Source organism: Sphingomonas sp. CROZ-RG-20F-R02-07 (assembly GCF_022662335.1).
GTDB lineage: Bacteria > Pseudomonadota > Alphaproteobacteria > Sphingomonadales > Sphingomonadaceae > Sphingomonas.
The window spans coordinates 407161-432207 of record NZ_JAKNQJ010000001.1 but is presented as its reverse complement, the minus strand read 5'-3'; the positions used below and the strand labels follow the sequence as shown (position 1 = coordinate 432207).

The window sequence follows — 25047 nt, the reverse complement described above, 5'->3', positions numbered from 1 at the left end:
CGCTATGGCCGTCGACGTCGTGATCTACCACAACCCCGCCTGCGGCACGTCGCGCAACACGCTGGCGATGATCCGCAACGCCGGCATCGAGCCGCACGTCGTGGAGTATCTGAAGACCCCGCCGTCCCGCGCCCTGCTGGTCGAACTGATCGACCGCGCCAGCATCACGCCCCGCGATCTGCTGCGCGAGAAGGGCACGCCCTACGCCGAGCTCGGCCTCGGCGACACCTCGCTGACCGACGACGCGCTGCTCGACGCCATGATGGCGCACCCTGTCCTCATCAACCGCCCGCTGGTCGTCTCGCCGCTCGGCGTGAGGCTCTGCCGTCCGTCCGAAGCCGTCCTCGATCTACTGCCCGCGCCGCAGCGGGGCGCGTTCGCCAAGGAGGATGGCGAACAGGTCGTGGACGCCTCCGGGCAGCGCATCGCCTGATGCTCCTCGCCCTCGCCATCTTCGTCGTCACGATCGCGCTCGTCATCTGGCAGCCACGAGGCCTCGGCATTGGGTGGAGCGCGCTGGGCGGCGCAGCCGTGGCGCTGCTCGTCGGGGTGGTCTCCCTCTCTGACGTCCCGGTGGTGTGGGGCATCGTCTGGAACGCGACCGCGACGTTCGTGGCGATCATCATCGTCAGCCTGCTGCTGGACGAGGCCGGATTCTTCGAATGGGCGGCGCTCCACGTCGCCCGCTGGGGTGGCGGGCACGGTAGACGCCTGTTCGTTCTGATCGTCCTCCTCGGCGCGGCCGTGTCGGCGCTGTTCGCCAATGACGGCGCGGCGCTGATTCTGACGCCGATCGTCATCGCGATGCTGCGGGCGCTCGGCTACCGCGACAAGGCGATGCTGGCGTTCGTCATGGCGGCCGGGTTCGTGGCCGACACGGCCAGCCTGCCGCTGATCGTCTCCAACCTGGTCAACATCGTGTCGGCCGACTTCTTCCGCATCGGGTTCGCCAACTACGCGTCCGTGATGGTGCCGGTGGATCTCGCGTCGATCGCCGCGACGCTGGTCGTGCTGCTGCTGTTCTTCCGCCGCGACGTGCCGACCAGCTACGACGTGGCGCAGCTCCGCGCCCCAGCCGACGCGATCCGCGACCGGGCCACGTTCCAGGCGGGCTGGGTCGTCCTTGCCGCCCTCCTGGCCGGCTTCTTTCTGCTCGAACCCATCGGCGTACCGGTCAGCGCCGTCGCCGCTGGCGGCGCGGGCCTGCTGCTCGTCGTCGCCGCGCGCGGCCACGTCATCGAGACCCGCAAGGTGCTGCGGGGCGCGCCCTGGCAGGTCGTCATCTTCTCGCTCGGCATGTATCTGGTCGTTTACGGCCTCCGGAACGCCGGCCTGACCGACCACCTCGCCGGTCTCCTCGATCGCACCGCCCAGGGCGGCGTCTGGGGCGCGGCGTTCGGCACCGGCGTCATCGCCGCGCTGCTGTCATCGGTGATGAACAACATGCCGACGGTCCTGATCGGTGCGCTGTCGATCGACGCGACCCACGCCACGGGCGCGGTCAAGGAAGCCATGATCTACGCCAACGTGATCGGCTGCGACCTCGGCCCCAAGATCACGCCCATCGGTTCGCTCGCGACGCTGCTGTGGCTGCACGTCCTCGGGCAGAAGGGCATCCGGATCGGCTGGGGCTACTACTTCAGGATCGGCGCGACCCTGACCGTCCCGGTGCTGCTGGTGACGCTAGCCGCGCTCGCGCTGCGAATCAGCGCGCAGTGAGCCGTGAAAACCCCCTGAACACTACCGGAAACCTCACCTGATGACCCTCCGCACCCTAACCGACCCAGACCATCTGCCCGCGCTCGATCGCCGCTATGCGCTGGATCATCCCGCTCTGGGGCTGGGTGCGGGCGACCCGCCCCCGCGCATCCTGCTGCTCTACGGATCTTTGCGCGAGCGGTCCTACTCTCGGCTGTGCGTCGAGGAGGCGGCGCGCCTGCTGCGCTTCTTCGGAGCGGAGACGCGCATCTTCGACCCGTCGACCCTGCCGTTGCCGGATCAGGTGGCCGGCGACGACCATCCGGCCGTCCACGAGCTGCGCGAGCTGTCGATGTGGTCGGAGGGACAGGTGTGGTGCAGTCCCGAACGGCATGGCCAGATCACCGGCATCATGAAGCTGCAGGTCGATCACCTGCCGCTGTCGATGGGCGGGATGCGACCGACGCAGGGCCGGACCCTTGCCGTCATGCAGGTGTCAGCCGGATCGCAGTCGTTCAACAGCGTGAACACCCTGCGCGTCCTCGGGCGCTGGATGCGGATGGTGACGGTTCCGAACCAGTCGAGCGTCGCCAAGGCGTTCGAGGAGTTCGACGACGCTGGCCGAATGAAGCCGTCTAGCTACTACGATCGCATTGTTGACGTAATGGAGGAGCTGATACGCTTCACGATCCTGCTGCGGCCCCACGCTGCCCAGCTAGTTGACCGGTATTCGGAGCGGAAGGACGCAGGCGTGCCGGTCGTTGCTGCGACTGACCTGTCGAATATCGCAACGGCATCGCAGCGGCAAAGGTGAACGAACGGCGGCTTTCAGGTTTGAGCTTCAGCTTTCGGAATGGCTGAGTTTGGGCGTTAGCTGCCCCTCGTCCCCTCACCCCGATCGCAACAACGCCACCCCCGCATCGCGCTCGAAGAGATACAGCAGCGTCCGTGCCGCCTGCCCGCGCGGGCCTTGCAGTCCGCCGTCGCGGTCCACCAGCAGCCGCGCGTCGTCGTGCGCGCATTGCAGCAGGTCCGCCATCATCTCCGGCGTCGCGAGGCGGAAGGCCATGTCGCCCGATTGGCGCGTGCCCAGCATCTCGCCCGCGCCGCGCAGCCGCAGATCCTCCTCGGCGATGCGGAAGCCGTCATTGGTCTCGCGCATCAGCGCGAGGCGGGCACGCGAGGTTTCGCTGAGCGCGGTGCCGCGCACCAGCAGGCACGTCGAACGCCCCCCGCCCCGCCCGACCCGTCCGCGCAACTGATGGAGCTGCGCCAGCCCGAAGCGATCGGCATGCTCGATCACGATCAGCGTCGCGTTGGGCACGTCCACGCCCACCTCGATCACCGTCGTGGCGACCAGCACGCCCAGCCGCCCGGCGGAAAATTCCGCCATCACCGCATCCTTCTCGGCGGGCTTCATGCGGCCGTGCACCAGGCCCACCCGGCCCTGCCCGTCGCCATCGAACCGCGCGCGCAGCGCCTCGGCGCGCATCTCGGCGGCGGCCAGATCGCTCTTTTCGCTTTCCTCCACCAGCGGGCACACCCAATAGGCCTGGCCGCCCTCCGACAGATGCCGCCCGAGCGCGTTCGCCACGTCGTCCAGCCGATCCTCCGAGATCACGCGCGTCTCGATCGGCTGGCGGCCCGGCGGCATCTCGTCGAGCCGGCTGACGTCCATCTCGCCATATTGCGCAAGCGTCAGCGTGCGCGGGATCGGCGTCGCGGTCATCGCCAGCAGATGGGGCGGCGCCTTGCCCTTAGCCTGGAGCGTCATCCGCTGCGCCACGCCGAAACGGTGCTGCTCGTCCACCACCACCAGCCCAAGATCCTTGTAGCCGACCGCCTCCTGGAAGATCGCGTGCGTGCCGATGAGGATATCGATCTCGCCGCTCGCCAGCCCCATCAGCGTCGCCTCGCGCGCGCGGCCCTTGTCGCGGCCGGTCAGCACCGCGACGTTCAGCGGCAACCCGGCGAGCAGCGTGCGCAACGTCTCGTAATGTTGGCGCGCCAGGATCTCGGTCGGTGCCAGCATCGCGCCTTGCGCGCCCGCCTCGACCGCCACCAGCAGCGCCATCGCGGCGACCAGCGTCTTGCCCGAGCCGACATCGCCCTGGAGCAGCCGCAGCATCGGCGCCGCCTGCGCCAGATCGCCCTCGATCTCGCGCATCGTCCGCGATTGCGCGCCGGTGGGCGCGTAGGGCAGTTCGAGTCGATCGCGCAGCCGTCCGTCGCCGACCAGCGCCCGCCCTTTCCGCTTGCGCGTATCGGCGCGGACGATCGTCATCGCCAGCTGGTTGGCGAACACTTCGTCATAGGCGAGCCGTTCGCGCGCCTTGGCATCGGCCGGATCGGCATGGATCCGCACCAGCGCCTCGTGCCAGCCGGGCCAGCCGCGCGCCGCCTTCAGCCCCGGCTCGATCCACTCGGGCAGATCGGGCGCGCGCGCGATCGCCTGCGCGGCCAGCGCGGCGAGGCGGCGCGAGGTGAGCCCCTCCGACAGCGGATAGATCGCTTCGCGCTCGCGGAACGGCTCGCCCTCGGTGCCGGGTTCGGCCACCTCGGGATGGACGATCTGGAGCTCCTGACCATATTGGTCGAGCCGGCCCGAGACGCGGCGGGGCTCGCCGAGCGGCAGCAGCTTCTTCGCCCAGCCGGCATTGCCGCCGAAAAACACGAGGCTGACACTATTGCCCCGCGCATCCGCCGCCTGCACGCGGGTGGGGCCACGGCCGGCGCTGCTGCGATACTCGCGCGGCGTCAGCGTGATCGCGATCGTGCGGCCGGCATCGGACGTCATCAGCTCGTCGCGCGGCACGCGGTCGACATGGCCGCTCGGCAGGTGGAACGCCATGTCGACGACGCGGGCGATCTTCAGCCGGTCGAGCGGCTTGGCGAGGCCGGTGCCAACGCCCTTCAGGGCGGTGACTTCGGCGAACAGCGGATTGAGGATTTCGGGGCGCATGACTATCTGATGTCTATAGCCGAGCCGACCGCCGCCGCCAGCGGCTGCCGGCCTGTCGGCGTTGGAGCGCATATGAATCACGACATCCGCCTGAAACGCCTGCGCTTCCGAAGCTGGCACCGCGGCACGCGCGAGGCCGACATGATGATCGGCGGCTTTTTCGACGCGCACCACGCCGGCTGGAGCGCGGCGGAACTCGACTGGTTCGAGGCGCTGATCGAGGAACAGGATGTCGACATCATGGGCTGGGCGATCGGATCGATCCCCTGCCCGCCGCAGTGGGACGGCGCGATGATGCACGCGATGCGGTCGATCGATTACGTGACCGTGGCGGAATAGCCGCTCCCCGAAGATCGGCGTCCAGTCGGGGTTCGATCGTGACGGATCACAACGTCCCGTTACCTCCGCCTGTCCCCCCTAAGCCCCGGCCTTCGCCGGGGAACGAGATTGACCACGATGCCCGACCTGAAGACGATCCTCTCCGCCACCACGCCATTGACGCTGGCGGGCGTCCCCACCGGGTTCCAGCCGTCGCTGCTGGCGGATCTGGCGCGCGCGGCGCGGACCCGGGCGGTGTTCGTCGCCCCCGACGATGCGGCGATGCGCGCGATCGCCTCCACCGCGCCCTTCTTCGCGCCCGATCTGGAGGTCGTCACCTTCCCGGCTTGGGATTGCCTTCCCTATGACCGCGCCTCGCCGACGCTGCGCGTGATGGCGGAGCGGATCGCCGCGCTCCACCGGCTGCAGGCGAACCCCAAGGGCCCGCAACTGGTGCTGACCACCGCCAACGCCGCGACTCAGCGCGTGCTGACGCCGTTCCGCATCCGCCAGCTCGTCGCGCGCCTCGCCCCCGGCGAACGGATCGGCCGCGACAAGCTGGCGGGGCTGCTCCAGGCGAACGGCTATGTCCGCACCGACACCGTCCACGATCAGGGCGAATATGCGGTGCGCGGCGGCATCGTCGACCTGTTTCCCAGCGGCGAGGAGCTCGCGCTGCGGCTCGATTTCTTCGGCGACGAGATCGAGAGCGTGCGCAGCTTCGATTCGGGCGACCAGCGCACCGTCGCGCGGGTGGAAGGCTTCACCCTGCTCCCCGCATCCGAGGCGCTGCTGGACGAGGACAGCATCAAGCGGTTCCGCAGCCGCTACCGCGAGAAATTCGGCGCCACCGCCACGGGCGATCCGCTCTACCAGGCGGTGTCCGAGGGCCGGCGCCAGGCGGGCATGGAACATTGGCTGCCGCTGTTCGAGGACAAGCTCGCCACGCTGTTCGACCATCTGGGCGACGGCGCGGTGGTGGTGCGCGACGGCGGCGTGACCGCGGCGGCGGAAAGCCGGCTCGACGCCATTGCCGATTATTTCGAGAACCGCCAGCGCGCCGAGGCCGCGCAGCCCGGCAGCTACCGCCCACTACCCGCCCGGTCGCTCTATCTCGACGCCGCCGAGTGGAGCGCGGCGCTCACCGCCACGACCGCGCATTTGACGACGCCGTTCCACGAACCGCCGTCGCCCACCGTGGTCGAGTTCGACGTCGATGGCCCCCGCGACTTCGCGCCCGAGCGCGCAAGCGGCACCAACATCTACGAGGCGGTGGTCGATCACCTCGCCGCGCTGCGCAAGGCCGGCAAGCGGCCGGTGCTGGCCAGCTATTCGGCGGGTGCGCGCGAACGGCTGGGCGGGCTGCTGAAGGATCACGGCCTCACCGGCGCGAAGGCGGCCGACACCTGGCAGGCGGCGCTGGCGATCGCCGACACCGCGAAGAGCGCCGGCGTCGCGCTCGTCGTGTTGCCGCTCGATCACGGCTATGCCGCGCCAGGCCTGGCCGTGCTGACCGAGCAGGACATGCTGGGCGACCGGCTGATTCGCCGCACCAAGCGCAAGAAATCCGCCGACGCCTTTCTCGCCGAGCTGGCGACGCTCTCGCCCGGCGACCTCGTCGTCCATGCCGATCACGGCATCGGGCGATATGAGGGGCTGACCTCGATCCCCGTCGGCAAGAGTCCCCACGACTGTGTGGCGCTCAGCTATGCCGGCGGCGACAAGCTCTACGTGCCGGTCGAGAATATCGACATCCTCTCGCGCTACGGCTCGGGCGAGGAGGGCGCGAGCCTCGACCGGCTGGGGGGCGAGGCGTGGCAGCGGCGCAAGTCGAAGATGAAGGAGCGCATCCGCGAGATCGCGGGCGACCTGATCGCGACCGCCGCCGAACGCGCGCTTCATGCCGGCGACGTGCTGGAGCCCGATTCGGCGGGCTATCCGAGCTTCGTCGACCGCTTCCCCTATGAGGAGACCGACGATCAGGATCGCGCGATCGGCGACGTGATCGGCGATCTGGGCGCGGGCAAGCCGATGGACCGGCTGGTCGTCGGCGACGTGGGCTTCGGCAAGACCGAGGTCGCGCTGCGCGCCGCCTTCGTCGCGGCGATGGCGGGCAAGCAGGTCGCGATCGTCTGCCCGACGACCCTGCTCGCGCGCCAGCATTACAACAATTTCGTGAGCCGCTTCGAAGGCTTTCCGATGCAGATGGGCCGGCTCTCGCGGCTCGTCACCGCCAGCGAGGCCAAGGCCACGAAGGAGGGGCTGGCGGCCGGCACGATCGACGTGGTGATCGGCACGCACGCGCTGCTGGCCAAGGGGATCGACTTCAAGCGGCTGGGCCTCGTGGTGGTGGACGAGGAACAGCGCTTCGGCGTCACCCACAAGGAGCGGCTGAAGGCGCTGCGCGCCGACGTCCACATGCTGACGCTGACCGCGACGCCGATCCCGCGCACGCTGCAGATGGCGATGAGCGGCATCCGCGAATTGTCGGTGATCCAGACGCCGCCGGTCGATCGGCTCGCGGTGCGCACCTATGTGATGCCCTGGGATCCGGTGGTGCTGCGCGAGGCGCTGCTGCGCGAACATTATCGCGGCGGGCAGAGCTTCATCGTCACGCCGCGCATCGCCGACCTGCCCGATATCGAGGAGTTCCTGCGCGAGAACGTGCCCGAGATCCGTTACGTGATCGCGCACGGCCAGATGGCACCGACCGAGGTGGAGGAGCGGATGAGCGCCTTCTACGAGAAGCGTTTCGAGGTGCTCGTCTCGACCACGATCATCGAAAGCGGGCTCGACATCCCGTCCGCCAACACGATGATCGTGAACCGTGCCGACCGCTTCGGCCTGGCTCAGCTCTACCAGCTTCGCGGCCGCGTCGGGCGCTCCAAGACGCGCGCCTATGCCTATATGGTGACACCGCCCGAACGGCAGATGACCGAGGCGGCGGAGAAGCGGCTGAAGGTGCTGTCCGATCTCGACACGCTCGGCGCCGGGTTCCAGCTGGCCAGCCACGATCTCGATATCCGCGGCGCCGGCAATCTGCTCGGCGACGAACAGTCGGGGCATATCAAGGAGGTCGGCTACGAACTCTACCAGGCGATGCTGGAGGAGGCGATCATGGATGCCAAGGCCGGAGGCATGGCGATCCGCCCGCGCGATTTCTCGCCGCAGATCACCGTCGACGCGCCGATCCTGATCCCGGAGGATTACGTCCCCGATCTCGATCTTCGCATGGGCCTCTATCGCCGCCTGAACGAGCTGGACGCGACGCAGGAGGTGGAGGCGTTCGCCGCCGAGCTGATCGACCGCTTCGGCCCGCTGCCCGATCCGACCGAGAATCTGATCCGGATCATCGACATTAAGCTGCACGCCAAAAAGGCATGCGTGTCGAAGATCGACGTGGGGCCGCGCGGTGCGCTGGTGTCGTTCCACAACGACACGCCGCCCAATGTCGCGGGGCTGCTCGCCTATGTCGACCGGCTGAACGGCGTGGCCAAGCTCAGGCCCGACAGCAAATTGGTGGTGGCGCGCGCCTGGGGCGATCCCAAGGCGCGGCTGCACGGCGCGCTACAACTGGCGAAGGGGCTGGCCAAAGCCGCAGGGTGACGGGCGGAGCCTGAGAGTTCCCTTCTCCGTTCCCCCTGAGCCTGTCGAAGCGCCTGTGCCGCATCGAAACGCTCGCCGGTGGAAAGCGTGCTTCGAAATGCTCAGCACGATCGGATCAGAGTGCTGGACCGGCCTGGAGTCCTCCCGGTCTAGCTGCTGTGATCGGCGATGATCTTCCAGCCATCGGCCTCGCGGCGGAACACCAAGGTCGTCATGCCCGTCTCGCCCTTGGCAAGGCCGCCCGGCGTCAACCGCCAGCGCGCGAACAGCAGCGCATGCGCGGGATCGAGTTCGCGCAGCGCGAGGAACTGGAAGTCGAGCGTACCCCGGCGGTTGCCCCCGCCGGCGAAGCTCGGCGCGTAATGCGCGGCGATCGCGTCGCGTCCGCGCACCAGCCCGTCGGGCGTGACGAACACCGCATCCGCCGCATAGATCGCCACGAAGCGCGCCAGGTCGCCCCCGTTCCACCCGGCCGCGCTGTCGGCCATCGCCGCCTCGATCCGCTGCTGCGGCGTCGCCGCGGGCGCCGCCGCGATCGTGAGCGCTACGGGTGCGAGCATCGCCCAGCGTGTCATGAACCCTCCATCAGCGCGGTCAGCGCCGCCACGTCCAGCGGCTCGGCGCGCAGGAATCCCTGGTAGAAGTCGCAGCCCTCCGCCGCCAGCAAGGCGCGCTGGCGTTCGGTCTCCACGCCCTCGGCGATCACCGCGAAGCCGAGCGAGCGCGCCATCGCGATCACGCCGCGCACGATCACCCGGTCGCGCGTCGATCCGCCGATGTCGCGCGTCATCGCCTTGTCGATCTTGAGATAGTCGAGCGGCAGCGCCTTCAGATAGGCAAGGCTCGAATAGCCCGTCCCGAAATCGTCGATCGCCACCCGGCACCCGGCGCCGCGCAAATGGGCGAGCAGCGTGGCCACCGCCTCCAGATCCTGGATCATGCCCGATTCGGTGATCTCGATCGTGAGGCGCCCGCGCGGGAAGCCGCTCGCATCGACCAGCGCCAGGAAGCCGCGCGCGAAATCCGGCCGGGCGACGTCGGCCGCGGTGAGGTTGAGCGACACCCGCAGCCCGTGCAGCGCGCGCGGCCAGCCCGCAGCCTCGGCGAGGACGAGGCGCTGGATATGGTCGGAGATGGCGATGCCCAGATCGGCGCGCTCGGCCGCGGCGAACAGCGCCTCCGCGCCCAGGCTGCCGTGGCGCGGATGATCCCACCGCGCCAGCGCCTCGACGCCCGCGATCCGCCCGTTCGCGATCTCGACCTGCGGCTGGTAGAGGATCGCGATCTCGTCGCGTTCGATCGCATGGTGAAGGTCGATCGCGAGCGAATCGATCGAGGCGGGGCCCTCCGGCTCGGCATGGTGCACCACCGCGCCATCCACGCGGCGGCCCTGCACCACCGCGCTGTTCGCCCGGCGAAGCAAGGCGGCGGCATCGTCGCCCGCTTCGGAGATGGCCACGCCGAGGCGGCAGCCGAGCGCGATGGGGGTGCCGTCCACGACGAACGGCCGGCCCAGCGCCTCGCCCAGCGCATCGGCGGCCCCGGCGATCCGGTCGGCATCGGCAGCCAGCACGAACGCGGTGCGGCCCGATCGCGCCACGAGCGCCGCACCGAAGCGCGACATGGCCAGCTCGGCGATCCGCTCGCCCGCCGCCGCGATCACCGCATCGCCCACCGCGCGGCCATGCGCGGCGTTCACCAGATCGATCCGCGACAGCGTCGTGATCGCCACCCCTACCGCGGCACCCGCGTCCAGCCGCGCCGCGATCCAGCGTTGCGCCGCCTCGCGCCGGTCGTCAGGCTGCTGGCGCACCGTGCGTTCCGCGTGGCGCATCGCCGACCGCAGCGCCTGGCGCTGCGCGTCCGCATCCGCATCGCGCCGGACGATATGCGTGGCGCCCGCATCATGTAGCAGATCGAGCCGGTCCGCCTCGCCCGCCACCGCCAGCAGCGCCGCGCCGCGCGACTTGGCGGCCTGCGCGAGCGCGGCGACGTCGCCCGCCCCGACGAGCGCGATCCGCGCGCCGCTGGCGGCAAAACGCGCCATCACCCCGGCGCCACCGGGATCGGCGAGCACCTGCCAGCCCTTGGCCGCGGCGAGCGTCGCGAGCGGCTCGGCCTGCGGTAGCGCGAACACCGTCACCGACAAATCAACTGGGGCCCCCATCACCCCTCCCTAACGCGGCGCGCCCGTATCGCCAATCCGCGAAACATGGCGTGAACTATGCAGCGGGCGCTTGTCCTGCCCGCCCGCGCACCCTAGCTGACTACGTGATGACCTGCGCTTCCCTCCCGACCGATCGGCTGGTCGATGCGCATGGCCGCGCGATCAGCTATCTCCGCATCTCCGTGACCGACCGGTGCGACCTTCGCTGCCGCTATTGCATGGCCGAGGAGATGACGTTCCTGCCGCGCTCGGCCCTGCTGGCGCTCGAAGAGACCGCGGTGATCGCCGAACGCTTCATCGCGCGCGGCGTCACCAAGATCCGCCTGTCGGGAGGCGAGCCGCTGGTGCGCCGTGACGTGGGCGAACTCGTCACCCGGCTCGGCCGCCATGTCGGGGCGGGCCTCGACGAGCTGACCATGACCACGAACGGCACACGCCTGGCGGCGCACGCTGAAATGCTGGCGGCGGCGGGCATGAAGCGGATCAACGTGAGCCTCGACAGCCGCGATCCGGAGCGGTTTCGCTTCATCACCCGGCATGGCGACGTGGACGTGGTGCTGCGCGGCATCCGCGCGGCGCAGGACGCGGGGCTGCGCGTCAAGATCAACATGGTCGCGCTGGGCGGGCTGAACGAGGACGAGATCGCGCCGATGCTGGCCTGGGCCTGCGCCGAGGGGCTCGACCTGTCGCTGATCGAGACGATGCCGCTCGGTGCGATCGACGAGGCCCGGATCGACCGCTTCGTGCCGCTGACGCGCGTGTTCGAGGATTTGTCGACGCGTTTTCCGCTGGTGCGCGACACGCATCGCAGCGGCGGCCCGGCGCGTTACTGGCGGGTGTCGGGCACCGATACCCGGCTGGGGCTGATCTCGCCGCTGACCGCCAACTTCTGCGACGGCTGCAACCGCGTGCGGCTGACGACCGAGGGTACGTTGTACATGTGCCTCGGCCATGACGATCAGGTCGATCTGAAGGCGGCACTCCGCACGGGCGGCCTGCCCGCGCTGGACGCGGCGATCGACCATGGGCTCGGCATCAAGCCACTCGCGCACGATTTCCGCATCGAGGCGGGCGGTGCGCCTGCGGTGGCGCGACACATGAGCGTCACCGGGGGATGACCCGATTTCCGCGCCGTGCGCTCGTCGCATCGCCCACCCCGCCCGCGCGGGCGGCGGCGGCGGCGCTGGCGGACATGTTCGACTGGGTGTCCGTCGATGAGGCGGACGTCGTCATCGCGCTCGGCGGCGACGGCTTCATGCTCCAGACGCTCCACACCATGCTCGAACGGCGCGCGCCGGGCGTCCCTGTGTTCGGCATGAACCTCGGCACGGTCGGCTTCATGATGAACGAATGGCGCGCCGCCGATCTGGAGGCCCGTCTCGAAAATGCCAAGGCGTTCCGGGTGACGCCGCTGACGATGACGGCGGTCGGGATCGACGGCCGCGTCCACACGCTGCCCGCGATCAACGAGGTGTCGCTGCTGCGCGAGACGCGGCAGACGGCGAAGCTCGAAGTGACGGTGAACGACCGTGTCGTGCTGCCCGAACTCGCGTGCGACGGGCTGCTGGCGGCGACGCCAGCGGGCTCCACCGCCTACAACCTGTCCGCGCACGGCCCGATCCTGCCGCTCGGATCGGCGCTGATCGCGCTCACCCCGATCAGCGCGTTCCGCCCCCGGCGCTGGCGTGGTGCGATCCTGCCCGACAAGGCGCGGATCGCGATCCGCGTGCTCGATCCGGGCAAGCGCCCCGTCTCCGCGGTCGCCGACCAGCGCGAGATCCGCGACGTGGCGCGGGTGGACGTGGCGATGGACCGCGCGCGCGAACTCACCCTGCTGTTCGATCCCGAACACGCGCTCGACGACCGCATCACGATGGAGCAGTTCATCGCTTGAACGCATCGCCGCTTGCATCCTGATTTTCGGGCGGTATAGGACGCGGCACGGCGTCATTCCCTGATAGCTCAGCGGTAGAGTAGGTGACTGTTAATCACTTGGTCGTTGGTTCGAATCCAACTCAGGGAGCCACCCCCGTCCACGCTAGACCGGGCCTGCGGGTCTCTTGGTCCCGTCTTCGGGACGTTCCGGCGCGTGGCCCCGGGATGCATCCATAAGGGACGGATCCGTCCTTCTGCCCGGCCCCTACCACGCTATCCTGCGCGCAACGCTCATGGCCGCACACCCCCGTGCGTGGCGGCCGAACGGCAAGGAACGCTGCGTGTACATCCTGCAAGGCCAGCCGAACACCACCACCTACGCGTTCGATGGCGGTCGCCGGATCGTGATCGAACAGGGCGGCGAAGCGCTGGCCAACAACAGCTATGGGCTGGAACTCGAATTCTGCTCGCATGACAGTTCGGTGTTCACCTTCACGCATGTCGAGGTGCTCCACATCGATTTCGCGCTTCCCGTCATGACCGATCGCGAGAGGCTGCAACTGACGGGCTGGAAGCTGGAATCGGATTCGGGCGGCGTTCTGGAGCTCGTGACCCCGCCGCTGTTCTTCGCGCACGTCGCCGATGCGCACCGCTTTCGCGAAAATTGCGTCGCGATCATGACTCAGTCGGTCGTGCCCAATCCGCCGCCGCAGGATGCGCAGTTCGGCGCGATCTACGCCGTCCTGCTCAGCCAGTGGCTCGCGGAGGTGCTGCCGCGGCTCGCCGATCTCTGCCGCACGTCGCTCGCGATCCCCGGGATGCCCGCTTTTGCCGCCACCATCACGCCGTGGCTGACGGTGGGCGGCCAGCTCAACCAGGAGAATATCGACGACGGCATCAACATCGCCGCGGCGCGGATGCGGCATTATACCAACCGCGATAGCTGGGACGATTACGTCCAGCGGATCGTCCTGTCGCGCAGCGAGAAGGACTGGCGCACCGGCTATTCGTCGCAGTTGAACATGCCGATGACGCTGCCGGGCTATTTCCTCTATTGTCATCAAAAATACCGGCGATCGATCGACCGGATGGCGGGGATCCAGGCGTGCCTGACCCAAGGCCACCCCTTCCCGCCCGATCTGACCGACACGCAGCTTCGCAAGAATATCGAGACGTGGTTCTGGCGATCGGTGATCTGGGATGTGTTCGACGGCTATGCCCGCGCCATCTGGCCGCATCTGGGTGGCACCGTCTGGACGGACGCGAACCTCGCCACCTGGTCGGTGGACGATCTGACCAAGCTGGCCATGGTATACGTGATGACCGCCAAGATGCTGACGGGTGCGCTCGGGGCCTTGAGCGAACCCGGCCAGCTCAAGATCCAGCTTTACGCCTGGTTCGAGAACTCCACCGTGGCGATGAACCCGGAGAACGCCGATCAGCTCGCCGAAATGAGGCTTAATCTCGGCGACATCGACCGGCCCTGGCTGGAATACCACAGCGCGATGAAGGACCTGACCGGATTGTGGTTCAAGGGTGCGCTGTTCGACGTCATCCACTCCGAACATCTCGGGCATGATGTCGCCCAGCGCATCGGTCTGGTGCTGGCCAACCCCGCGGTCGACATCTGGTCGACCGTCTTCGCCGCGCATCTCACCTTCATCCGCGGCGATGGCTGGAACGATCTGATGGAGCAGGCGCGGCCCGACTATATCGACGATCTCGAGGATCTGGACAGCGGCGCGCTGGTGCGCGCGATCGACATCGTGCGGGTCAGTTGGGCACGGCGCTGTGCCAGCCGGCCACCTGGCCCCACTACGCCATGCCCGGCCCGGCGCAGCGGCCGTTCCTCCATTATGCCGACGCGCCGCCGTGGGAGGGTCGGTACGACACGATGTACGCGCCTATCCCTTACGACAACGCCACCTGGACGTATCTGATCGAACATCGCTTCAACTGAGGCGCCAGCCCCTCAGTCGCTTACCACCTTCATCAGCCGCCGCTCGATCGGCGCCAGAACGGGCCCGAGTTCGTGGCCGCGCTTCAGCACCACGCCCTGTTCGCTGATAAGCGCCCATTGGCCCTGACGCGCGCGCAGCGCCGGGCGCTTCTCGATCCGGAATTCAGGGCGCTCGGCGGTACGGCGGAACGCGGCGAACACCGCGGCGTCGCGGCCGAGATCCATCGCATAGTCGCGCCAATGGCCCGCCGCGACCATCCGGCCATAGAGATCGAGGATGCGCATGAGCTCCAGCCGCTCGAACCCCACCTGCGTGGGGCGAACGTTGGGGAATGGCGTGACGATCCCCATCAGGCGCGGTCGCGGACATCCTCGGCGAGCAGCGCGTCGAGCCGCTTGCGCATGGTTTCCAGCTCGCAGCGGAGCAGTTCGACTCGCTGCGTGGCGGGATCGAAGCTCTCGCTGCACGGCGTGCCATAGGGCATGAAGCGGGGGGCGGGCGCCGCGCCGCCTTCGATGGTGGTCGCGCGCGCCGGGATGCCCACCACCGTGGTGCCGGCCGGCACGTCGCGCGTGACCACGGCATTGGCGCCCACGCGCGCGCGCGGGCCGATGGTGATCGGCCCCAGCACCTGCGCGCCCGATCCGATGATCGCACCGTCGCTCAGCGTCGGGTGGCGCTTGCCCGCCACGCCATTGTCGGGGCTGGTGCCGCCCAACGTCACGCATTGGTAGATCGTCACGTCGTCGCCGATATGCGCGGTCTCCCCGATCACCACGAAGCCGTGGTCGATGAAGAAACGGCGGCCGATCGTCGCGCCCGGATGGATGTCGATCGCGGTCGTCATCCGCGACCAGTGGTTGACCAGCCGTGCGAGAAAGAACAGGCGGCGGCGATACAGGCGGTGCGCGATGCGGTGCCAGCCGAGCGCCCAGACGCCGGGATAGGTGAGGATCTCCGCGCGCGAATGCGGGGCGGGATCACGCGCGCGAATCGAGTCGAGATAGGCGGTCAATCGGCCGAACATGCGCGTGTCCCCTTCACGGTCATCCGCCATCTAGGCACGCCCGCCGGCAATTTCCAGACCGTTCGGTACAGGATTGCCGGGGCGGGATTTCGGAACCCATGGCCCGCTCCGGTCGTATCTTCGCCGGAACAACCGGAGAGTGTCCATGACCGAACTATCCCTTATCGCGCTCGCGGCCGCGCTTGCCACCGGCCAGGCGGCCACCCCCACCGCGCCCGCGCCCATGCAGGCGGCCTCCGCCGCCGCGGGAACGACCGCCGCCAATCCCACCGTCGGCGGTGCGGCGATGCTGCCGACGCAGACGGTGGTGCAGAATGCATCCGCCGCGCCCAACCTGACCACGCTCGTCGCCGCGGTGAAGGCCGCCGGGCTGGTGCCGACGCTGTCGGGCCCCGGCCCCTTCACGGTCTTCGCGCCCACCAACGACGCGTTCGGCCATCTCGCGCCCGGCACCGTCGACAATCTGCTGAAGCCCGAGAACAAGCCGACCCTGGTCAAGGTCCTGACCTATCACGTCGTGCCCGGCACCATCACGTCGGCGCAGTTGAAGCAGATGGTGACCGCGGGCGGCGGCACTGCCAAGCTGACCACCGTCGAGGGCGAGCCGCTCACGGTGACGCTGGTCAATAACATCGTCACGCTGACCGACGTGCACGGCAACAAGAGCTATGTCGAAACCGCCGACGTGAAACAGGCCAACGGCGTGGTGCACGTCGTCAACGGCGTCGTGCTGCCGACCGTCAACTAGGGCCCGTCCCAGCGCGCCGCGGCGGCATCGTCCGCGGCGCGCGCCTCGACCCAGCCGGCACCCGCCGGCCGGGTCTCGCGCTTCCAGAACGGCGCATCGGTCTTCAGCCGGTCGATCAGATAGGCGCAAGCCTCGAGCGCCGCCGACCGGTGCGCCGCCGCCGCCGCCACGAACACGATCGCGTCGCCCGGATGCATCGGCCCGACGCGGTGGACGATCGTCGCCGCGCCCAGCGCCCAGCGCGCCACCGCTCCCTCGGCCACGCGCGCCAGCGCTGCCTCGGTCGCGCCGGGATAATGTTCGAGCTCCAGCACCGAGACGCCGTCGTCGGCGCGCACATGGCCCGCGAAGGTGGCGACCGCGCCACAGCCCGGCGCCTGCGTCGCCGCCATCTCCGCGGCCAGGTCGATCGCCGCGGGCGACACGTGGATGCGGATCATCCGCCCGTCACCGGCGGAAAGATCGCCACCTCGCGCGCGTCCCCCAGCGGCGTGTCGAGCCCGACGAACTCCTGGTCGATCGCCGCGCGCAACCGCCCGCGATCGGCGAAGGCCGCGGCATGGCCCTCGCTGCGCGTGGCGAGCCAGTCGATCAGATCGGCGAGCGTGGCGATGCCGGACGGCGGCGCGACGGTCTCGGCGCCCGTACCGACGCGTTCGCGCACCCAGGCGAAATACAGCATCTGCATGGGCGCGCTCAGTCCATGTGCCGCAGGCCGACGCGCAGATAGTCCCAGCCCGTCACCAGCGTCAGCACCGCCGCACCCCACAAGTCCGCCAGCCCGACATCGGCGATCCACGTCTCCAGCGGCGCGGCGCCGCCGAGAATCAGCGCGCCCAGCGCCACGAGCTGCAGCGTCGTCTTCCATTTGGCCAGCCGCGACACCGGCACCGACACCTGCACCTGCGCCAGGAACTCGCGCAGACCCGATACCGCGATCTCGCGCAGCAGGATGACCAGCCCGGCGATCACATGGATGCCCGCGATCTGCCGCGTGGCGACCAGCATCAGGATGACCGCCGCCACCATGATCTTGTCCGCGATCGGATCGAGAAAGACGCCCAGCCGCGACACCGCGCCCTGCGCGCGCGCCAGATATCCGTCGAAATAGTCGGTGATCCCCATCGCGCAGTAGAGGAGGAACGCGACGCCGTAGCCCGCCGCCCATGCCGGCCACCACAGCAGGGCTACCAGCAGCGGCAGCGCGACGATCCTCGAAAGCGTCAACACGTTGGGAAGCGAAAGCATTCCCCTCCCTAGACCCGGCATCCGAAAAGCGGAACCGGCTTTGGCATTGGCAGCGGGGATCGGGCTCGGCTATGATTGGACCGCAATTTCGCCACGATCGAGGCTCTTTCTTCCCATGCTCAACGCGCTCGGCCTGCTGAAAGAGCGCCGTTTCCTGCCGCTGTTCGCCACGCAGTTCCTGGGCGCGTTCAACGACAACCTGTTCAAGCAATCGATGGTGCTGTTCGCCACCTACGAGATCTTCAACGATCCGCATGGCGAGGCCAATTTCAACGCGCTGGCGACGGGGCTGTCGATCCTGCCCTTCTTCTTCCTCTCGGCCCTGTCGGGGCAATTGGCCGATTCGCACGACAAGGCGCGGATCATCCGCATCGTGAAGACCTGCGAGATCGGGATCATGATCGTCGGATCGGGCGGGCTGTTGCTCGCGCATGCGGGGCACGACCGGATCGGGCTGGCGCTGATGCTGGCCGCGGTGCTGCTGCTCGGCATCCATTCGACCTTTTTCGGGCCGATCAAATACGCCATCCTGCCGCAGCATCTGCCCGCGGGCGACGTGCTGGGCGGCACGGGGCTGGTCGAGGCGGGCACCTATCTCGCGATCCTGACGGGCACGATCGTCGCCGGCTTCCTGTCGCGCCATGTCGAACAGGCGACCGCGGCGGTGCTGGTGGTGGCGGCGCTCGGCTGGTTCGCCGGCCGCGCGGTGCCCTCCGCCCCGCGCGAAGGGCCGCCCCTGAAGCTCGAACTCAACCCCTTCACCGCATCGTGGCGGCTCATCAGCGCGACGCTGCACGTGCCCCGGCTCTTCCTCGCGATCCTGGCGATCAGCTTCTTCTGGACGATCGGCGCGGTGCTCATCATCGTCTTCCCGCCACTGGTGAAGAACGTGCTGACCGCAAACGAGCAGGTCGCAAGTTTCGTGATCGCGGTGTTCTCGGTGGGCGTGGCGGTGGGCTCCGTCGTCATCAACACCATGCTGAAGGGTCGGATCTCGGCCAAATTCTCGCCGGCCTCGGTGATCGCGATGGGCGTGTTCGTGTGCCTGTTCTCGCTGCTCGCGCGCCATTGGACGCCGGCCCCCGCCGGCACCTATTACGACTGGGCGGGGTTCATCCAACAGCCCGGCGCGATTCCCGTCCTGCTCTGCCTGCTGGCGATCGCGACCACGGGCGGCATGTTCGTCGTGCCGCTCTACGCGTTTCTGACGACCACGGTGGAAAAGGACCAGACCGCGCGGACGGTGGCGGCGAACAACGTCGTCAACGCCGGATGCATGGCGCTCGGCTCGGTCGCGGTGCTGCTGATCTCGGGGGCGGGCGTGGGGCCTGCCGACATGCTGTTCCTGGTGGCCGCCATGTGCCTGTTCGCCGCCTGGCTGGCGCAGAAGCTGCACCGCGCCTGCGACTAGCGGCTGACGTCACCCCGCGCGGCACGAACGGATTTGCGCGCCGGTTCGAACCAGCGCCCAGCCTCAGAACAGGAAGCTGTAGAAGCAGGTGAAAAACGCCGCGAAGCTCAGCAGGAAGAGCTTCACGTCGTGATCGTCGTTGCGGAGCGCATTGCGCGTAGCGGGCGGCGGCAGCGACGCGCGAAACGGATGGCGGGCGGATTCGTTGGTGAGGACAAGGCGTCTGGTCATGGCAAGGATGTTAACGCCGCGTTTACGATTTCGACCAGCCCCAAAGGTGGTTAAGCCCGTGCCGTCCGGCAGCGGGACACAACAGGATTAACGAAAGGATAAGATCCGTGAGCGTGGCATTCCGGCGCGAAAGCGACGAGGAACACAAGGAACCGCGCTTCGAACTGCCGGTGCCGCAAGGGCCCAATCTGGTCACCAACGCGGGGCTGGCGCTGATCGCGGAGCGGATCGCGACGCTTACGGCGGGCATCGCCGGTGCGCAGGGCGAAGCGGCCGAGGCGCTCCGGCGGGATCTGCCCTACTGGCAGACGCGCCACGCCACTGCGATGCTCACGCCGCCGCCCGCGGACGGCAATGCGGGCTTCGGCACGCGCGTCGCCTTCCTGCTGAACGGCAAGCCGCGCACGATCGCGATCGTCGGCGACGACGAAGCCGACCCGAAGCACGACCGGATCGCCTATTCCGCGCCGCTCGCCCGCGCACTGAGCGGCGCGGAGCCCGGCGAGACGCTGGCCTTTGCCGGCCGCGACGACGCGATCACGCTGCTGTCGGTGACGCCGCTGGAAATATAAGGAGGCCCGTCATCGGGCCGGGTGGAAGGATGGTGGAGCCGAGGGGGATCGAACCCCTGACCTTTCGCATGCCATGCGAACGCTCTCCCAGCTGAGCTACGGCCCCCAACCTTCCGGGAGGCAGCCCACTAGCCGTGGACCGCGCCCTTGGCAAGCGGCTCATCGCCGCCTGCCAAGGAATTTTCAAATCAATGCTCGTCGTCGCTCGTAGGCGCTTCCACGCCCAGGTCGTCGTCGCCGCCGAGATCGACCTCGTCGTCGGCCGAAGGCTCTTCATCCTCGCCGGTGATGGCATTGATGTCCTCCTCGTCCTCGCCCTCGAGATCGGCGTCCGCCTTCTTCGTGTCGGGCTTGGCCTGCTCGAACGGCAGCGGCTGCTTGGACTTCAGGATCGGCTCTGGCTCCCAGGTGTTCCCGCAGTTGATGCAGGTGACGGGATCGTCCTTGGTGAGATCGTAGAAACGCGTCGCGCATTTCGGGCACGTACGCTTCGTGCCCCATTCCGGCTGTATCATGGCCGTGCAGAACCTTTCGGATATAGGATGTTCGCAGGGGTGCCCCGGCAAAGTGGGGCGCGCCTTGCCATAGCACAAGCCGGCTGTCAAAGACGCGGCGCTCCATGCCACACCCCCTTCCCACCCCCTTCGAAACGCGCTCGCGCGGCCCCCTGGCCGGCCGCGCGCCGGTGCCCGGCGATAAATCGATTAGCCACCGAGCGCTGATGTTTTCCGGGCTCGCGGTCGGCACCAGCCGCATTACGGGGCTGCTGGAGGGCGAGGACGTGCTCGCCACCGCCGCCGCGATGCGCGCGATGGGCGTGGGCGTCGAGCGCGAGGCGGACGGCACCTGGCGCGTCGACGGCGTCGGCGTCGGCGGGCTGCTCCAGCCGGACGCAGCGCTGGAGATGGGCAATTCGGGCACCTCCACCCGGCTGCTGATGGGTCTGGTCGCCAGCCACCCGCTCACCGCCACCTTCACCGGCGATGCCTCGCTGTCGGGCCGGCCGATGGGGCGCGTGATCGATCCGCTGGCGCAGATGGGGGCGGACATCACCGCCTCGCCGGGCGCCGACGGCAAGGGCGGCCGGTTGCCGCTGATGGTCCGCGGCATCACGCCGGCAGTGCCGATCACCTATACGCTGCCCGTCGCCTCGGCGCAGGTAAAGTCCGCGGTGCTGCTGGCCGGGCTGAACACGCCGGGCCTCACCCGCGTGATCGAGCCGGTGCCGACGCGCGACCATAGCGAGCGGATGCTCGCCGGCTTTGGCGCCGAGGTCACCGTCGAGCAGACCGATGCCGGGCGCGTGATCGCGATACGCGGCGAGGCGGAACTGAAGCCGCAGACGATCGTCGTGCCCGGCGACCCCTCCTCCGCCGGCTTCTGGATGGTCGCCGCCTCGATCGTGCCGGGATCGGACGTGACGCTCATCGGCGTCGGCCTCAATCCCACGCGCGCCGGGCTCGTCACCGCGCTGCGGATGATGGGAGCGGACATCACCGAAATCGATCCGCGCACCGTCGGCGGCGAGCCGGTCGCGGACCTGCGCGTGCGCCACGCCGCACTCTCCGCGATCGACGTGCCGCCCGATCTCGCGCCCAGCATGATCGACGAATATCCCGTGCTGTTCGTCGCCGCCGCCTTTGCGGAGGGCCGGACGGTGGCGCGCGGGGCGCACGAGCTGCGCGTCAAGGAATCGGACCGGATCGCGACGATGGCGGCGGCGCTGCGCGCCTGCGGCGTGGCCTGCGAGGAGCATGACGACGGCATGACGATCACCGGCACCGGCGGCACGCCGATCGCAGGCGGCGGCGCCGTCGCCACCCGGCTCGATCACCGGATCGCGATGAGCATGGTGGTCGCGGGGCTTCACGCCACCCGCCCGATCCGGATCGACGATGTCGCGCCGATCGCCACGAGCTATCCCGCCTTCTTCGCCACGCTCGACGCGCTGGCGCCATCGGCGGAGGGCACCGCATGCTGATCGCGGTCGATGGGCCGGCCGCATCGGGCAAGGGCACGATCGCCAAGGCGCTGGCGCGGCATTACCGGCTGCCGCATCTCGACACCGGGCTGCTCTACCGCGCGGTCGCGTGCATGGTCGAGCGGATGGAGCTGGATCCGGCGAACGAGGCGGATGCGGTGGCGGCCTGCGGCTTCGACGATTCGTTGCTCGACGATCCGGCGCTGCGCGACGACGCGGTGGGGCAGCGCGCCTCCATCGTGTCCGCACACCCGCTGGTCCGCGCCGCCCTGCTCCAGCGCCAGAAGCGGTTCGCGAACCAGGCGGGCGGCGCGATCCTCGACGGGCGCGACATCGGCACGGTGATCGCGCCCGATGCGGACGCCAAGCTGTTCGTGAAGGCCACGCCGCAGATCCGCGCGCGCCGCCGCCACACCGAGCTTCAGGCGCGCGGCGACAAGACGAGCTTCGACACCGTGCTCGCCGACATCCGCGCGCGCGACGAGCGCGACAGCAGCCGCTCGGCGGCGCCGCTGGTGATGGCGAAGGACGCGGCGTTGCTCGATACCAGCTTCCTGTCGATCGAGATGAGCGTGCTGAAGGCGATTGCGCTGGTGGACGCGCAGGCGGCCGCGAAAGCGTAGCGGCGCGGGGGCCTCGCGGGCTGCCTGCACCGCCGATCCGTGGCTCAACTTCGCCGACGTATCGGCCGCCCGGGCATCTTGCCGAAACCCCCGTCATCGGCTATGGCCCGCCCGTCCGGCGAGCCGATGCTCGCGGAGGTCGGTGCGGAGCTCGTCTCGCGCGCCCTTTTCGCATGATGCGTCGAGATCCTCCGCGAACCCGTCCCGACGGATGCCGTGCCGGCATCCGGTCGCTGCGGCAATGCGAAGGCCAAGACCACCGGAGACAACCGGTTGGCCGGAAAACCACTAGGAACGCTTGCACTTATGGCAACCCAGGTAATGCCGAGCCGCGATGATTTCGCCGCGATGCTCGATGACATGTTCGGCGGCGCCGACAGCTTCGAGGGACGCGTCGTTCACGGCACCGTGACCGGCATCGAGAACGACATGGCCGTCATCGACGTCGGCCTGAAGAGCGAAGGCCGCGTGCCGCTGCGCGAGTTCGCCGCGCCGGGCCAGAAGGCCGAGCTGAAGATCGGCGACGAAGTCGAGGTCTATGTCGACCGCGTCGAGAACATGCACGGCGAAGCGATGCTCAGCCGCGATCGCGCCCGCCGCGAAGCCGCATGGGACAAGCTGGAAACCGAATTCTCCAAGACGACCCGCGTCGAAGGCGTGATCTTCGGCCGCGTCAAGGGCGGCTTCACCGTCGACCTGAATGGCGCTGTGGCGTTCCTGCCCGGCTCGCAGGTCGACATCCGCCCGGTCCGCGACGTGACCCCGCTGATGGACATCCCGCAGCCCTTCCAGATCCTGAAGATGGACCGCAAGCGCGGCAACATCGTCGTCAGCCGCCGTGCCGTCCTCGAAGAGACGCGCGCCGAGCAGCGTTCGGGCCTCATCCAGAGCCTGGCCGAGGGCCAGATCATCGACGGCGTGGTCAAGAACATCACCGATTACGGTGCGTTCGTGGATCTGGGCGGCATCGACGGCCTGCTCCACGTCACCGATCTCAGCTACAAGCGCGTCGGCCATCCGTCGGAAGTGCTGAACATCGGCGACACCGTGAAGGTGCAAATCATCCGCATCAACAAGGACACGCAGCGCATCAGCCTCGGCATGAAGCAGCTGGAGAGCGATCCCTGGGATGCGGCCTCGGTCAAGTACCCGGTCGGCGCGAAGCTTTCGGGCCGCGTCACGAACATCACCGAATATGGTGCGTTCGTCGAACTCGAGCCGGGCATCGAGGGCCTCGTCCATGTCAGCGAGATGAGCTGGACCAAGAAGAACGTCCATCCGGGCAAGATCGTCTCCACCTCGCAGGAGGTCGACGTGATGGTGCTCGAGGTCGATCAGGACAAGCGCCGCATCAGCCTCGGCCTGAAGCAGGCCCAGGCCAATCCCTGGGAGGCTTTCGCCACCGCGCATCCCGTCGGCTCGACCGTCGAGGGCGAAGTCAAGAACGCCACCGAGTTCGGCCTGTTCATCGGGCTCGACAACGATGTCGACGGCATGGTCCACATGTCCGACATCGCGTGGGGCGTTTCGGGCGAGGACGCGCTCAACCTGCATCGCAAGGGTGAGACGGTTCAGGCCGTGGTGCTCGACATCGACGCCGAGAAGGAGCGCATCTCGCTCGGCATGAAGCAGCTCGAGCGCGGCGGCCCGGCGGCCGGCGGGATCGCCGCTGCCGGCGATCGTCTCGGCAAGAACGCGATCGTCACCGTCACCGTGCTCGAAGTCCGCGATGCGGGCCTCGAGGTCCAGGCAGGCGACGATGGCGCGGCGGGCTTCATCAAGCGCACCGATCTCGGCCGCGATCGCGACGAGCAGCGCCCCGAGCGCTTCCAGGTCGGCCAGAAGTTCGACGCGATGGTGACCGGTTTCGACCGTTCGAAGAAGCCCACCTTCTCGATCAAGGCGATGCAGATCTCCGAAGAGAAGCAGGCGGTTGCGCAATATGGTTCGTCCGATTCGGGCGCGACGCTGGGCAACATCCTGGGCGAGGCCCTGAAGGCGCGCGGCGAACAGTCGAAGGGCTGAACTGCCGCAAATCAGGGGGCTGGCATGTCGCAAGGCGTGCCGGCCCCTTTTTTTATTCCTATGCGTCCACGACATTGCCTCCCCACCTAACCTCCATCAATAGATCCAGCCGGTAACGCCTGGAAGGATTGATAAAGGTGATTCGTTCGGAGCTTGTGCAAAGACTGGCAGAGACCAATCCGGAGCTCGCCATGCGTGATGTCGATGCCATCGTCGGCACCTTCTTCGACGAGATCTGCAAGCGCCTCGCCGCCAATGGCCGCGTCGAACTCCGCGGCTTCGGCGCCTTTTCCACCCGCGAGCGCGATGCACGCGCCGGCCGCAATCCACGCACGGGCGAAATGGTGGCGGTGGACGCCAAGCGCGTTCCCTATTTCAAGCCGGGCAAGGAAATGCGCCTCCGCCTGAACGTCTGATCCCGTCCATCCGGCGGAGCGCGCTTGACGCCCGCCTGTCAGTGGGCTTGTCCTGTCCGTGATGCGTGGACGTGGCGGAATCGGTAGACGCTGCCGACTTAAAATCGGTTTCCTTCGGAGTACGGGTTCGAGTCCCGTCGTCCGCACCATCCTGTCGGCCGGGCTGCTCGTCACCGCG

25 protein-coding genes and 3 tRNA genes are annotated in these 25047 nt (G+C 68.6%); 17 read left to right on the top strand and 11 right to left on the bottom strand.

Annotated features, from left to right (window positions below; all coding sequences use genetic code 11):
* Nucleotides 1-4: 4 nt before the first annotated feature.
* From arsC to arsH, 3 genes are read left to right on the top strand one after another with little or no spacing between them, the layout of a single operon-like run.
* Entirely contained in the window at nucleotides 5-433 is a 429-nt protein-coding gene (arsC, locus tag L8H00_RS02135) for an arsenate reductase (glutaredoxin) (protein ID WP_242095569.1), read from the top strand.
* Nucleotides 433-1719, top strand: coding sequence for an arsenic transporter (locus L8H00_RS02130; protein ID WP_242095568.1), 1287 nt, complete (start codon nucleotides 433-435; stop codon nucleotides 1717-1719). Before arsC ends, L8H00_RS02130 begins: the two co-directional genes overlap by 1 nt.
* A 40-nt stretch (nucleotides 1720-1759) precedes the next feature.
* Complete coding sequence (arsH, locus tag L8H00_RS02125) at nucleotides 1760-2512, top strand: arsenical resistance protein ArsH (RefSeq protein ID WP_242095567.1); 753 nt, start codon at nucleotides 1760-1762, stop codon at nucleotides 2510-2512.
* Nucleotides 2513-2587: 75 nt separating this feature from the next.
* Here arsH and recG read toward each other — a convergent pair whose 3' ends face one another.
* Nucleotides 2588-4660: an ATP-dependent DNA helicase RecG gene (gene recG / locus L8H00_RS02120; protein WP_242095566.1), complete on the bottom strand. Its 2073-nt coding sequence runs from the start codon at nucleotides 4658-4660 to the stop codon at nucleotides 2588-2590.
* Between the two features lie 72 nt (nucleotides 4661-4732).
* Between recG and L8H00_RS02115 the strand changes: the two genes are divergently transcribed.
* Complete coding sequence (locus tag L8H00_RS02115; protein WP_242095565.1) at nucleotides 4733-4999, top strand: succinate dehydrogenase assembly factor 2; 267 nt, start codon at nucleotides 4733-4735, stop codon at nucleotides 4997-4999.
* 117 nt (nucleotides 5000-5116) lie between these two features.
* Nucleotides 5117-8584: a transcription-repair coupling factor gene (gene mfd / locus L8H00_RS02110; RefSeq protein ID WP_242095915.1), complete on the top strand. Its 3468-nt coding sequence runs from the start codon at nucleotides 5117-5119 to the stop codon at nucleotides 8582-8584.
* A 149-nt stretch (nucleotides 8585-8733) separates the two neighbouring features.
* Here the strand turns inward: mfd and L8H00_RS02105 are convergent, their stop codons facing one another.
* The gene (locus L8H00_RS02105) at nucleotides 8734-9159 is read right to left on the bottom strand and encodes an SgcJ/EcaC family oxidoreductase (protein WP_242095564.1); all 426 of its coding nucleotides are present in this window, start codon (nucleotides 9157-9159) and stop codon (nucleotides 8734-8736) included.
* The gene (locus L8H00_RS02100; protein WP_242095563.1) at nucleotides 9156-10751 is read right to left on the bottom strand and encodes a GGDEF domain-containing phosphodiesterase; all 1596 of its coding nucleotides are present in this window, start codon (nucleotides 10749-10751) and stop codon (nucleotides 9156-9158) included. Before L8H00_RS02100 ends, L8H00_RS02105 begins: the two co-directional genes overlap by 4 nt.
* Nucleotides 10752-10858: 107 nt before the next feature.
* Between L8H00_RS02100 and moaA the strand changes: the two genes are divergently transcribed.
* The 4 genes from moaA (at nucleotide 10859) to L8H00_RS02080 (ending at nucleotide 14566) form a co-directional block, all read left to right on the top strand.
* The gene (moaA, locus tag L8H00_RS02095) at nucleotides 10859-11869 is read left to right on the top strand and encodes a GTP 3',8-cyclase MoaA (RefSeq protein ID WP_242095562.1); all 1011 of its coding nucleotides are present in this window, start codon (nucleotides 10859-10861) and stop codon (nucleotides 11867-11869) included.
* Nucleotides 11866-12645 carry an NAD kinase gene (locus L8H00_RS02090; protein ID WP_242095561.1) on the top strand — a complete coding sequence of 260 codons (780 nt, stop codon included), beginning with the start codon at nucleotides 11866-11868 and terminating at the stop codon, nucleotides 12643-12645. The genes moaA and L8H00_RS02090 overlap by 4 nt, the downstream gene beginning before the upstream one ends.
* Before the next feature lie 57 nt (nucleotides 12646-12702).
* Nucleotides 12703-12777 (top strand) — tRNA-Asn (locus tag L8H00_RS02085).
* Nucleotides 12778-12967: 190 nt separating this feature from the next.
* Nucleotides 12968-14566, top strand: coding sequence for a hypothetical protein (locus tag L8H00_RS02080; protein WP_242095560.1), 1599 nt, complete (start codon nucleotides 12968-12970; stop codon nucleotides 14564-14566).
* A gap of 32 nt (nucleotides 14567-14598) precedes the next feature.
* Here L8H00_RS02080 and L8H00_RS02075 read toward each other — a convergent pair whose 3' ends face one another.
* Both L8H00_RS02075 and epsC read right to left on the bottom strand, forming a co-directional pair.
* Nucleotides 14599-14937 carry a DUF2794 domain-containing protein gene (locus L8H00_RS02075; RefSeq protein WP_242095559.1) on the bottom strand — a complete coding sequence of 113 codons (339 nt, stop codon included), beginning with the start codon at nucleotides 14935-14937 and terminating at the stop codon, nucleotides 14599-14601.
* Nucleotides 14937-15614, bottom strand: coding sequence for a serine O-acetyltransferase EpsC (gene epsC / locus L8H00_RS02070; protein WP_242095558.1), 678 nt, complete (start codon nucleotides 15612-15614; stop codon nucleotides 14937-14939). The genes L8H00_RS02075 and epsC overlap by 1 nt, the downstream gene beginning before the upstream one ends.
* A gap of 145 nt (nucleotides 15615-15759) precedes the next feature.
* Between epsC and L8H00_RS02065 the strand changes: the two genes are divergently transcribed.
* Nucleotides 15760-16362 carry a fasciclin domain-containing protein gene (locus L8H00_RS02065; RefSeq protein ID WP_242095557.1) on the top strand — a complete coding sequence of 201 codons (603 nt, stop codon included), beginning with the start codon at nucleotides 15760-15762 and terminating at the stop codon, nucleotides 16360-16362.
* Here L8H00_RS02065 and L8H00_RS02060 read toward each other — a convergent pair.
* From L8H00_RS02060 to pgsA, 3 genes are read right to left on the bottom strand one after another with little or no spacing between them, the layout of a single operon-like run.
* Nucleotides 16359-16802 carry a molybdenum cofactor biosynthesis protein MoaE gene (locus tag L8H00_RS02060; protein ID WP_242095556.1) on the bottom strand — a complete coding sequence of 148 codons (444 nt, stop codon included), beginning with the start codon at nucleotides 16800-16802 and terminating at the stop codon, nucleotides 16359-16361. The two genes, L8H00_RS02065 and L8H00_RS02060, sit on opposite strands and share 4 nt — an antisense overlap.
* The gene (moaD, locus tag L8H00_RS02055) at nucleotides 16799-17050 is read right to left on the bottom strand and encodes a molybdopterin converting factor subunit 1 (RefSeq protein WP_242095555.1); all 252 of its coding nucleotides are present in this window, start codon (nucleotides 17048-17050) and stop codon (nucleotides 16799-16801) included. The genes L8H00_RS02060 and moaD overlap by 4 nt, the downstream gene beginning before the upstream one ends.
* Nucleotides 17051-17058: 8 nt before the next feature.
* The gene (gene pgsA / locus L8H00_RS02050; RefSeq protein ID WP_242095554.1) at nucleotides 17059-17610 is read right to left on the bottom strand and encodes a CDP-diacylglycerol--glycerol-3-phosphate 3-phosphatidyltransferase; all 552 of its coding nucleotides are present in this window, start codon (nucleotides 17608-17610) and stop codon (nucleotides 17059-17061) included.
* 115 nt (nucleotides 17611-17725) lie between these two features.
* Between pgsA and L8H00_RS02045 the strand changes: the two genes are divergently transcribed.
* Nucleotides 17726-19021: an MFS transporter gene (locus tag L8H00_RS02045; protein ID WP_242095553.1), complete on the top strand. Its 1296-nt coding sequence runs from the start codon at nucleotides 17726-17728 to the stop codon at nucleotides 19019-19021.
* Nucleotides 19022-19084: 63 nt separating this feature from the next.
* Here the strand turns inward: L8H00_RS02045 and L8H00_RS02040 are convergent, their stop codons facing one another.
* On the bottom strand, nucleotides 19085-19252 hold the full coding sequence (locus L8H00_RS02040; RefSeq protein ID WP_242095552.1) for a hypothetical protein: 168 nt from the start codon (nucleotides 19250-19252) through the stop codon (nucleotides 19085-19087).
* 107 nt (nucleotides 19253-19359) lie between these two features.
* Between L8H00_RS02040 and L8H00_RS02035 the strand changes: the two genes are divergently transcribed.
* Nucleotides 19360-19824 carry a GreA/GreB family elongation factor gene (locus L8H00_RS02035; protein ID WP_242095551.1) on the top strand — a complete coding sequence of 155 codons (465 nt, stop codon included), beginning with the start codon at nucleotides 19360-19362 and terminating at the stop codon, nucleotides 19822-19824.
* Nucleotides 19825-19854: 30 nt separating this feature from the next.
* Here L8H00_RS02035 and L8H00_RS02030 read toward each other — a convergent pair.
* Both L8H00_RS02030 and L8H00_RS02025 read right to left on the bottom strand, forming a co-directional pair.
* Nucleotides 19855-19930: transfer RNA gene (locus L8H00_RS02030), tRNA-Ala, on the bottom strand.
* Between the two features lie 82 nt (nucleotides 19931-20012).
* Nucleotides 20013-20339 (bottom strand): TIGR02300 family protein, encoded by a 327-nt coding sequence (locus tag L8H00_RS02025; protein WP_242095550.1) that lies wholly within the window; start codon nucleotides 20337-20339, stop codon nucleotides 20013-20015.
* A gap of 104 nt (nucleotides 20340-20443) precedes the next feature.
* Here L8H00_RS02025 and aroA point away from each other — a divergent pair, with 104 nt between their 5' ends.
* From aroA to L8H00_RS02000, 5 genes are all read left to right on the top strand, one after another.
* The gene (gene aroA / locus L8H00_RS02020) at nucleotides 20444-21805 is read left to right on the top strand and encodes a 3-phosphoshikimate 1-carboxyvinyltransferase (protein ID WP_242095549.1); all 1362 of its coding nucleotides are present in this window, start codon (nucleotides 20444-20446) and stop codon (nucleotides 21803-21805) included.
* On the top strand, nucleotides 21799-22428 hold the full coding sequence (locus L8H00_RS02015) for a d(CMP) kinase (protein WP_242095548.1): 630 nt from the start codon (nucleotides 21799-21801) through the stop codon (nucleotides 22426-22428). Before aroA ends, L8H00_RS02015 begins: the two co-directional genes overlap by 7 nt.
* A gap of 306 nt (nucleotides 22429-22734) precedes the next feature.
* Nucleotides 22735-24453 (top strand): 30S ribosomal protein S1, encoded by a 1719-nt coding sequence (rpsA, locus tag L8H00_RS02010; protein ID WP_242095547.1) that lies wholly within the window; start codon nucleotides 22735-22737, stop codon nucleotides 24451-24453.
* Between the two features lie 137 nt (nucleotides 24454-24590).
* Entirely contained in the window at nucleotides 24591-24869 is a 279-nt protein-coding gene (locus L8H00_RS02005) for an integration host factor subunit beta (RefSeq protein ID WP_242095546.1), read from the top strand.
* 65 nt (nucleotides 24870-24934) lie between these two features.
* Nucleotides 24935-25018: transfer RNA gene (locus L8H00_RS02000), tRNA-Leu, on the top strand.
* Nucleotides 25019-25047: the final 29 nt, after the last annotated feature.